Origin of the sequence: Paenibacillus pasadenensis (genome assembly GCF_023715725.1) — a bacterium.
GTDB classification, from domain to species: Bacteria; Bacillota; Bacilli; order Paenibacillales; family Paenibacillaceae; genus Paenibacillus_O; species Paenibacillus_O pasadenensis_A.
On record NZ_JAMBOT010000046.1, the window covers coordinates 1 to 462 of the forward strand.

General features: G+C 59.7%; 1 protein-coding gene. It reads left to right on the forward strand.

The features are described 5' to 3' along the window. Positions 1–462, forward strand: a 462-nt coding sequence (locus M3223_RS23885; protein WP_251566278.1) for a glycogen/starch/alpha-glucan phosphorylase, incomplete at both ends; no start/stop codon positions are given.

The following is a 462-nucleotide window of genomic DNA, read 5'->3' on the forward strand; positions in this document are numbered from 1 at the left end:
TACCAGTATGGCCTGTTCCGCCAGTCATTTGACGATGGCCAGCAGATGGAAGCCCCTGACGACTGGGGGCGCAGCAGCTACCCGTGGTTCCGTCATAACGAAGCGCTGGATGTCCAGGTAGGTATCGGCGGGAAAGTCAGCAAAAACGGCGAATGGCAGCCGGCGTTCGTCATTACCGGCGAAGCCTGGGACCTGCCGGTGCTTGGCTATCGCAACAACGTCGCCCAGCCGCTGCGTCTGTGGCAGGCCAAACACGCTCATCCGTTCAACCTGACCAAATTCAACGATGGCGATTTCCTGCGCGCCGAGCAGCAGGGCATCGACGCGGAAAAACTGACCAAGGTGCTGTACCCGAACGACAACCATCAGGCCGGTAAAAAACTGCGCCTGATGCAGCAGTACTTCCAGTGCGCCTGCTCAGTGGCCGATATCCTGCGCCGTCATCATCTGGCAGGCCGCAAG